This is a genomic window from Vibrio sp. JZG10 (assembly GCF_054064075.1).
Window position 1 is genome coordinate 1 of record NZ_JBSUGE010000042.1, and the last position, 7,983, is coordinate 7,983.

The window sequence follows — 7,983 nt, forward strand, 5'->3', positions numbered from 1 at the left end:
GTTGCGTTCAATCGTGGAGAACGCGCATAACAAATTGTTCAAGAGTGATTCGGCACGCGTGGCATTTTTACTATGCGTTGATTTCAGTGGTTAAGGTGGTATGCGGAAGCTTAGGTATTGCGTGCCTCACACCTTAACAAGGCGTTAGGCGAATGGAGGCATAATGAACTACGAGAATGACGTTTTTAGAATTAGGGAGCTTCGAGAAACTGATGCAGACTCATTGTTTAGTTTGTACTCTGGCTCAATTTCTTCTGCAAAGTACATTTCGACATTGCCTCATGATACGGTGGGAACCACGCTCTCAAAAATTCAGCAATGGAGAAAATCCTATTTGGAAAGCAGTCCCAAAGTGCTGGTTTATGGTGTCGCAGAAAGCCAAAATGACTTTGTTATTGGGGTGGTTGTGTTTGTGTTCAATGAACAGCATGCTGAGATCCATTTTGGTATATCAGACAAATTTAGTAATCGTGGAATTGCGACGCAATTGTGTCGTACTGGCTTGGAATATTTAAACAGCTTGGGTATCAAGGAAGTAAGAACAAATCCATTTGTTGGGCATATAGCAAGTGTAAGGGTTTTAGAAAAGTCAGGTTTTTCAAATCATGGAACGCTAAAAAACTATGCGCGTTTTCCAACTTTAGGTGACGGTCTTTTCAATTGTGCAGGTATGCGCATAAGTCTTTGAAAATTCGCCTAACAAATTGTTCAAGAGGGATTCGCAACGCGTGGCATTTTTACTATGCGTTGGTTTTAGTGTTTAAGGCGGTATGCGGCGGCATCGGCATTGCGTTGCTCACCCCTTAACAAGGCGTTATGCGTACTAATTAACAAGGAAGAATTAAATTTGAAAGGAAACTGTTTGTGTGGAGAGGTTTCGTTTGAGTTGTTAGGCGAATTACCACCCATCTATCAATGCCATTGTTCTCTGTGTCGCAAGGTATCAGGTTCTTCATCAAATTCAGCGTTGATAATTGAAGCATCAAATTTTAAGTGGCGTTCCGGCGACCATCAAATTAGGTCATTTTCTACGAGCTCAGGTTTTAAATCTGAATTTTGCTGTCAATGCGGTAGCCCAGTACCGAATATCAGCTCAAGCGGTGATTCATATTGGGTGCCAGCTGGTCTGCTATCCGAGCCCGTGGATACAAAAGTTTCTGCTCATGTTTATGTTGGCTCTCACGCTAGTTGGGACGTGGGTTTTATAAATGACGGTATACCGAAATTTGATACGATGCCAACTGAGAAAGATTGGTTAAAAATATGCAGGTAACGCACGCATAACAAACAGTTCAAGTGGGATTCAGCACGCGTGGCATTTTTGGCATGCGTTTGATTTTGGTGTTGAAGTGCAATGCAGAGGCTTGTTAACTGCGTGCTTCACCCCTTAACTGGGCGTTATGTGTTTCATCAAATTAGGAGTAAACCTTGATTAATGTAGTACTTGGTATTCTATTTGGATTTACAGCTACGATTTGGTATGTAGCCTTAGACTTAAATTGGGACTTTAATCATTCGCTTTCAGTAAATATTGTTATTGCCATGGCAACTATTGTTGCAACAGTAATCCACTTTGACTCTCAAAAGAAACTTAGAAAAGATAGAATTTGGGATACGAATAAGACAGTTTTACTTGAGTTAGCACACGCTCTATCTGATGTGATTAAGGCTACTGAAGATGAGATTCACAATATACATTGTCAACTTGATGGTGATGAACAGATCAAGGTTAAGCCGTATGTGTTTAAAAATATCAATGACAAAATCGATTATGCGCTATCAGTATATCACCCACTAATGGATTCAAACCTCATTGATGCTATTCAACAGCATAATGAGCAGGATAAAGAAATTACTCGCCAAGTTAATTTTGAAGGCCTAGAACATTTGGATGCTTATGAAACAATGCTGCCTGAGCATAAAAAACTCTACAACGAATTGCTAAAGTTTATGGGTGAAATCAGTGGGATAAAAAACACATAACAAACAATTTAAGAGTGATTCAGCACGCTTAGCATTTTTGGTTTGGGTCGAGTTCAGTGATTACGGTGGTCAAATTAAGTGTCGTGGTCGCGTGCTTCACACCTTAATTGGGCGTTAGTTGTATGACAAATTTTGATGGTCAGTTGTTTAACTTACTCATAATTCTACTTTTCTCCAGTCTTCTATAATATGAGCAGGATTTTGCAGTTGAAACACACGTCCTTGTGTTTATCTCCGAGCGCTTATTTAATATCTATTTCGAGGCTTGCTCTTTTGTAGAATACTATGAAGTGAACCTGCGCCAGAGAATTCGGTAATGTTGGATATTATATTGAAGTAATATGAATGCATGTCCGTAAAGAGTTCCTTCGGGCTGTCATCCATTTCGTTCATAATTATGGGTTCTAACAACCAGTAAAAGTAAGACTCTATCATCCGAGCTATGGGTTTTTTTGTGTTCTCTGAGTATTCTCGCCACTGGTCGGTAGTTTCAAAGTACAAGTCTGATTTATAATAATAAAAGTCGGATCCATTTGATTCGTCGATAGAAATTGGTGGTTCTTCCTCATAAAATTCGGCTTCGTCCCTTGCTTCCTCAAGCATCTTTTGGCGTTTGTCCTGAAGTTTATAGTCAATTTCTTCAAGCGCTTCGCGCAACCACTTAGCTGTTGAAATAATGTAGCTATCCATCTGATTTATTTCATTAACAATTCCATCTCGTCGCCTTGAAAGTGCATCTTCGACCCCTAAGGATTGTAGCTTTGGACACAAATTTCGGTACGTCCTGTTAAGCATATCTATTAATGCTTCAGGATGTAGCTTTATCGTATATTGATAAGCAGAGGGTTGCTCTACAATGCTGTAAATGGCACTTTGAGGAGTGCTTTTGGCATATTTTGCTAAGCATGTATCGGTGCTCTTACAGTAGTATTGGCATGATACGCCCGTTTTGTAATCGGTAAAGTCTAGGTTTCGGCTCGCAGGGTAGTTGCAACTACGCCCCGTAAGTGACTTGAATAATCCCATCTTTAGAGTCCTATGTGATGATGTGGCGCTATTATTCATAGTGGATTAGTAATTGCAATGTTGAAACGTCAAGTTGTTTCCTCAATGTATACGTTACAAATACTTAGGTGTCTTTGCTGCACAAACAACTAACAAAGCGTTTAAGACAGATTCGCAACGCTCGGCATTTTCGGTTTGCTTTGAATTTGGTGTTTGCGGCACAATGGTTTAGGTAGGGCGGTCTGCGTTGCTCACTACTTAACGCGGCGTTAGCTTTCTTTGGGAGAATAAAGTGAGTCAATATTTGATCGAACCAGAAGTTCCTGGGAGTTTGGGTGAAAATACTTTGGCAAATTTCGATTTGCATCCACCGATAATAGAAAAGCTACATTTTCAGTTTGATGGGTGGCTAGGTGATGATTTATTGACGTCATTTCCATGCTTTTTAGTCACTGAACGTTTAGCCACGGCCTTAAGTTCATCGCAGTTGTCAGGATACAATCTGGAAGTGGCTGAAATATCTACTTCTGACGTATTTGAAGAACTGTATCCAGAGTGTACTTTACCTCGTTTTTCGTGGCTCCAAGTATCCGGAACCATCGGTAAAGACGATTTTAGCGTAACAAATGATGGGCTACTCTTAGTTTCTGAAAAGGCAATGGTGTTGTTACAAAGATATCAACTAGAAAATGCTGACATCGTAGTGTACAAAAACTAACAGAGCATTTAAGAGTGATTCCCAACGCTTGGCATTTTTCATTCCATCGTTAGGTTTCGTGTTTAAGGTGGTATGGTCAAGTTTTGTGAAAGCGTTGCTCACACCTTAACTGCGCGTTAGGCAAACTGATTGACGTTTGGGAATCTATTGAGGAAGTGTTATGAACAATTTGTATCCTACTGTACATAATCGCATTGAGAGTTATGGTTTACCAGCATATGACCTAAGAGGTAATTCACTGTACCCTACGATACACAACAAAAATCATAGTTATGGTCTGCCGGTTTATGAAGTTAGGGGAGCGGACATATATCCAACGGTACACAATAGTAAAGATAGCTATGGTTTACCTGTACTGGAAATTAGAGGTAACGAAGTTTATCCAACCGTTCACAACAAGCGTCATAGTTATGGGCTTGCGGCATTTGAAATCCGAGGTTAACTCATTTGCCTAACAAGCGCTTTAAGACGGATTCGCAACGCTCGGCGGTTTTGGTTTGAATTGGCTTAAGTGTTTACGGTGTAATAATTGAGTTTTGTGGTAGTGTTGCTCACCACTTAAGCGGGCGTTATGGCGCATGGTGGAATTTGAGCTCTCTATATAACTGAAAAAATGGATATTACGAACGTAAAAGGACTTATAATGAAAAATATTGCATTTATTCAACAGCATTTAGTCGAAAAAGGCGTCCCCAAAGATTTGACTAAACTAAATGCTAACCTTTGGTCAAAGCTCATTTTCTCCGAGACTAAACCTCTAGTTTTTCAATCTCCAGTTCAAGTTTTCTTTAAGCAAGGGATAGTTTTCGGATTAATATGGGGCTTATTTATGTGGCTGTTTCTTTGGCGTGTAGAGCCAGGTAATTGGCTCATTCAATTAGTTTCTACAATATGCTTCGGATGCATTATGGGTGGCGTATTATCATATCGTATCACTAAAGCGCATAAAAAATTGGGTAACACGAGTTGGGAAAATTGGTGTAGTGCCAACTATAAGTCTGCGCCATAACAAAGCATTTAAGAGTGATTCGCAACGCTTGGCAGTTTCGCTTCGCTCAAGTATAGCCAAGCGCTGCTCACACCTTAATGCGACGTTAGGTGACTAAGCAAAACTCAGCCTCCGAACCATCAAGTTAAGGCTCGGAGGTAAGGGGAGTTACAGTTGCCCTAAGTCGATTTTTTTTGCAATTTCCTTCATCGTGTCAATCATTCCGTGTTCGAATAAGAGTGAGTCTGTGAAGGTGTAGGATTTCGACCATACGCTTTCGGGTTCTTTTCTGTCGAGAGTAATAAATGCGTATCCACCGCCGCCTTCGCCATCGGCATTAAAAGCACGTCTAAGTTTTAGCCGCTCACCATCGACAATACCTTCATCGTTGAATTTGCCTTTGGGTAATCCGCCTTCCGCTGCAGTTTTAAAAAACTTACCTTCTAGTGTGTCTAGGAACCAACGCAAGCCGTGCTTGGGAAATTCGATTTGGTAGTGTAGCCATTTACTTTTTCCGGTTCGCTTGTTGGTAAAATACTGAGCATCCGCAAGGACGATGTAATCATCAATCAATAAAAAATAGAACGTATTACCAGCATCTGTCGCGTCAGGTAAAGTTGCAACTAAATTTGGGTGTGCTGCGACTGTCAGTGGATCTATTTCTTTAAATTGCTTCATTTGTTTTTCCTTTCCCGATATTAATTCGCTTTATGGCTCCCGCTTTTTCTAACGTTCCCAGTGTTTGTGGGTTTTTGTCCCACGTAAAGGTTTCTGGTGGGCCGTATTCGACGTTGTCATCAATATCACCAAACGGGGTAGTGTCATATGACACATTAATGTCTCTGGTGAGACCATTGCCAAGGAAGTGTTCATTCGCGCCTAAGCCTTGTTCTATTTGATGGCGAGTACGTAAGGTGTCGGTCTGGCTAGGGGTAAAGCCAAGTTCTTGGCAATATTCGTTAAACTGTTTTTGCTTTTTAATATCTGAGCCTTCCTCTTCAGCCGATAGTTTTACTTTCTCATAATATCGACTGAACTCAGGTGCCAAACATGGTGCAATTAAATCGAGGCTATCTTCAAATTCAGAGGACAATTCAGATTCCGTAAATCCACCCATTCTCTCGTAGGTGGGAATAAAGCTATGCATATCGCCGATTTCATTGGCTTTTTGGTGGTCGATGAGCAATATGGTGTATTCACAGTCTGGTTTATATTCAATTCCTACTGCATTGCAGATAGCTTCTGGGTCAGTATCGCCATGCTCAGCTTGAGTAAATGTGGTTGTCCAGTATTTTAGCTTGGTAACGCCTTCGGGCTTGTAGCCAATATAGCCATCATCCTCATTGTATTTGGACTCGATAATACGAAATAGCAGGGGCTCATTTAGTCCTTTCTGGACAATCTCTCTTTTGTCAGCAGTAGAGTACGCAGAACCCGGTAACGCCGCACCACCTTCACGAGCTGCATCGACATAAGGTTTGGTTTCTGCCAAACGCTGTTTTGCTTCATGGAAAGTCTTGGGTGGTGGTTGTTTATCGGCGCGATATTTATCACCAATTAAGACTGTGGGGTTGCCAATGACAATCTTGCCTCCGTGGCTCGTTGAGTCTCCCATTCTTGCTGCTGGTTTACCGTTAATAAATACGGAGCCAGAACCTTTGCTTATGGAATCAGGAGGACCAACACAGATGAGTCGGTCCCCTTTTCGAGCTGCAGGTAAGCCACCAATTTTTACATTGGGTGAACCAACGACTACAGGTCCACCCACATGCGGAACTTTAGCGGTGACTTTGGGGCAGATATGCATTGATGTTAATGTTGCAGCAGGTTTTCCCATAATAATTCCTTTTTGTGGGTTAGGTTGCATATCTTAATCCTTGTAGGACAACTATATTCTGTGATTGGTGTAATATTTGGAGCCACATCACCTAACAAACAATTTAAGAGTGATTCGGCACACATGGCATTTTTACTATGCGTCGGTTTTTGGGAATAAGGTGGTATACGGAAGCGTCGGTATTGCATGCCTCACACCTTAATTGGGCGTTAGTTGCCAACGAGGAAAACGCAGCTAAAACAGAGTGTTTAGGTCTAATCGTTCGTGTGCTTTGCTCTATTTTGCACTTCGAACTTCGGGATCTTGGCTCGTGGGAATTGAGTTTCGATCTTTTCCTAGTTTGGTTTGCCATTTCAGATGCTGGTTTACTTGTTGAAAGTCAGCTTTGTGGCATTGTTTCTCCAAAAGGTCTTTTTGGTGTTGTCAGTTCGTTTTCTACGGCGTTGCGTGTTCCAAGTGGTTTCAGTGACAAACGCTTTGAAACTGCGCCTGATTTGAGTTTTTCAAAGTACATAAAGCTAGCGTTGGCAAAGCGGTAATAAACTCCAAACCTAAGCTTTGGGTTTGGCAACTAACAAAGCATTCAAGAGGGATTCACAACGCTTGGCAGTTTTGGTTTGAATTAGCTTAAGTGTTTACGGCACAATGGTTTAGGTTGGGTGGTAGCGTTGTTCACCCCTTAATGCAGCGTTAGGGCCACAAGGAGGTACATTTTGATCAGTCATATTGACCATATCGTTATTACCGTTTCAGATATTGAGCGGTCAGTGCAGTTCTATAAACGAGTTCTGCAAATGGAAGAAGTGTCATTCGCTAATGGTCGCAAAGCCGTTAAATTTGGAAATCAAAAAATCAACTTTCAACGTTTAGGGCAAGAGCCGAGAAACTTAGCTCAAGTCGGTTCTGGGGATTTATGCCTAATATCGAGTTGGTCGCTAGATGAAGTTGTACGTCATTTGGCAAATGAAAACGTCGAAATAATCGAAGGCCCAGTTCAAAAATCTGGAGCGGTTGGTGCTACCGAATCTGTGTATTTCTTGGATCCAGACTCAAATTTAATCGAAGTAAGCGTGTACGATTAAAGCAGTGCCCTAACAAGGCGTTCAAGAGGGACAGTCAACGCGTGGCGAATTTGTCTCAAATATTGGCCTCGGTGTTTGCGGTGGTAAATTTAGGTTTGGTGGTAGCGCGTTGCTGCCCCTTAACGCGGCGTTATATGCTTTAGGGATCTCTGAACAGGATGTTTTTGATACTAGCCATATTGGGTGCTATCTACCTGTTATTTAAGCTGTACCGGGAAGGCGAAGAGATAGGTTGGAATAGAATTTTAGTTACTATCTTTTTTGTCAGCTATTCAGCTCTGTATTTGTATGTTCCACCTTTCTTAGGCATGAATAACCAATATGCAGGTAAAATGTACGAATTAGTTCCAATCGGATGCTATTTCATGGC

The 7,983-nt window shown here is 41.4% G+C and carries 10 protein-coding genes and 1 pseudogene; 8 read left to right on the forward strand and 3 right to left on the reverse strand.

The annotated features are described in order from the left end of the window. The first annotated feature begins 163 nt into the window (after window positions 1–163). The 3 genes from ACWYVB_RS23750 (at window position 164) to ACWYVB_RS23760 (ending at window position 1,983) form a co-directional block, all read left to right on the forward strand. A complete protein-coding gene (locus ACWYVB_RS23750) occupies window positions 164–688 on the forward strand; it encodes a GNAT family N-acetyltransferase (RefSeq protein WP_268980013.1) in 525 nt (174 codons plus the stop codon). Window positions 689–847: 159 nt separating this feature from the next. Further along, window positions 848–1,273, forward strand: coding sequence for a GFA family protein (locus ACWYVB_RS23755; protein ID WP_456154917.1), 426 nt, complete (start codon window positions 848–850; stop codon window positions 1,271–1,273). A 155-nt stretch (window positions 1,274–1,428) separates the two neighbouring features. Continuing rightward, window positions 1,429–1,983: a hypothetical protein gene (locus tag ACWYVB_RS23760; RefSeq protein WP_268980014.1), complete on the forward strand. Its 555-nt coding sequence runs from the start codon at window positions 1,429–1,431 to the stop codon at window positions 1,981–1,983. 246 nt (window positions 1,984–2,229) lie between these two features. On the opposite strand, the gene ACWYVB_RS23765 is transcribed toward ACWYVB_RS23760, so the two are convergent. After that, window positions 2,230–3,009, reverse strand: coding sequence for a hypothetical protein (locus ACWYVB_RS23765; protein WP_457530412.1), 780 nt, complete (start codon window positions 3,007–3,009; stop codon window positions 2,230–2,232). Window positions 3,010–3,280: 271 nt separating this feature from the next. On the opposite strand from ACWYVB_RS23765, the gene ACWYVB_RS23770 reads away from it, so the two are divergent. The 3 genes from ACWYVB_RS23770 (at window position 3,281) to ACWYVB_RS23780 (ending at window position 4,715) form a co-directional block, all read left to right on the forward strand. Continuing rightward, window positions 3,281–3,706: a hypothetical protein gene (locus ACWYVB_RS23770; protein WP_268980016.1), complete on the forward strand. Its 426-nt coding sequence runs from the start codon at window positions 3,281–3,283 to the stop codon at window positions 3,704–3,706. Window positions 3,707–3,866: 160 nt separating this feature from the next. After that, window positions 3,867–4,148 carry a hypothetical protein gene (locus ACWYVB_RS23775; protein ID WP_268980017.1) on the forward strand — a complete coding sequence of 94 codons (282 nt, stop codon included), beginning with the start codon at window positions 3,867–3,869 and terminating at the stop codon, window positions 4,146–4,148. A gap of 201 nt (window positions 4,149–4,349) precedes the next feature. Beyond that, the gene (locus tag ACWYVB_RS23780) at window positions 4,350–4,715 is read left to right on the forward strand and encodes a DUF6404 family protein (protein ID WP_182020489.1); all 366 of its coding nucleotides are present in this window, start codon (window positions 4,350–4,352) and stop codon (window positions 4,713–4,715) included. A 147-nt stretch (window positions 4,716–4,862) separates the two neighbouring features. On the opposite strand, the gene ACWYVB_RS23785 is transcribed toward ACWYVB_RS23780, so the two are convergent. Both ACWYVB_RS23785 and ACWYVB_RS23790 read right to left on the reverse strand, forming a co-directional pair. Further along, window positions 4,863–5,372 (reverse strand): nucleoside/nucleotide kinase family protein, encoded by a 510-nt coding sequence (locus ACWYVB_RS23785; protein WP_025441719.1) that lies wholly within the window; start codon window positions 5,370–5,372, stop codon window positions 4,863–4,865. A gap of 874 nt (window positions 5,373–6,246) precedes the next feature. Next, window positions 6,247–6,531 (reverse strand): annotated as a pseudogene (locus ACWYVB_RS23790) (PAAR domain-containing protein); the annotation flags it as partial. Window positions 6,532–6,668: 137 nt separating this feature from the next. Here ACWYVB_RS23790 and ACWYVB_RS23795 point away from each other — a divergent pair. Then, on the forward strand, window positions 6,669–7,070 hold the full coding sequence (locus ACWYVB_RS23795; protein WP_329605888.1) for a hypothetical protein: 402 nt from the start codon (window positions 6,669–6,671) through the stop codon (window positions 7,068–7,070). Between the two features lie 174 nt (window positions 7,071–7,244). Further along, complete coding sequence (locus tag ACWYVB_RS23800) at window positions 7,245–7,613, forward strand: VOC family protein (protein WP_457530415.1); 369 nt, start codon at window positions 7,245–7,247, stop codon at window positions 7,611–7,613. Window positions 7,614–7,983 lie beyond the last annotated feature (370 nt).

Coding starts and splice junctions, on each gene's coding strand:
- ACWYVB_RS23750 (WP_268980013.1), top strand. CDS start 164: ATGAACTACGAGAATGACGTTTTTAGAATTAGGGAGCTTCGAGAAACT.
- ACWYVB_RS23765 (WP_457530412.1), bottom strand. CDS start 3,009: ATGGGATTATTCAAGTCACTTACGGGGCGTAGTTGCAACTACCCTGCG.
- ACWYVB_RS23775 (WP_268980017.1), top strand. CDS start 3,867: ATGAACAATTTGTATCCTACTGTACATAATCGCATTGAGAGTTATGGT.
- ACWYVB_RS23780 (WP_182020489.1), top strand. CDS start 4,350: ATGAAAAATATTGCATTTATTCAACAGCATTTAGTCGAAAAAGGCGTC.
- ACWYVB_RS23785 (WP_025441719.1), bottom strand. CDS start 5,372: ATGAAGCAATTTAAAGAAATAGATCCACTGACAGTCGCAGCACACCCA.
- ACWYVB_RS23795 (WP_329605888.1), top strand. CDS start 6,669: ATGCGTCGGTTTTTGGGAATAAGGTGGTATACGGAAGCGTCGGTATTG.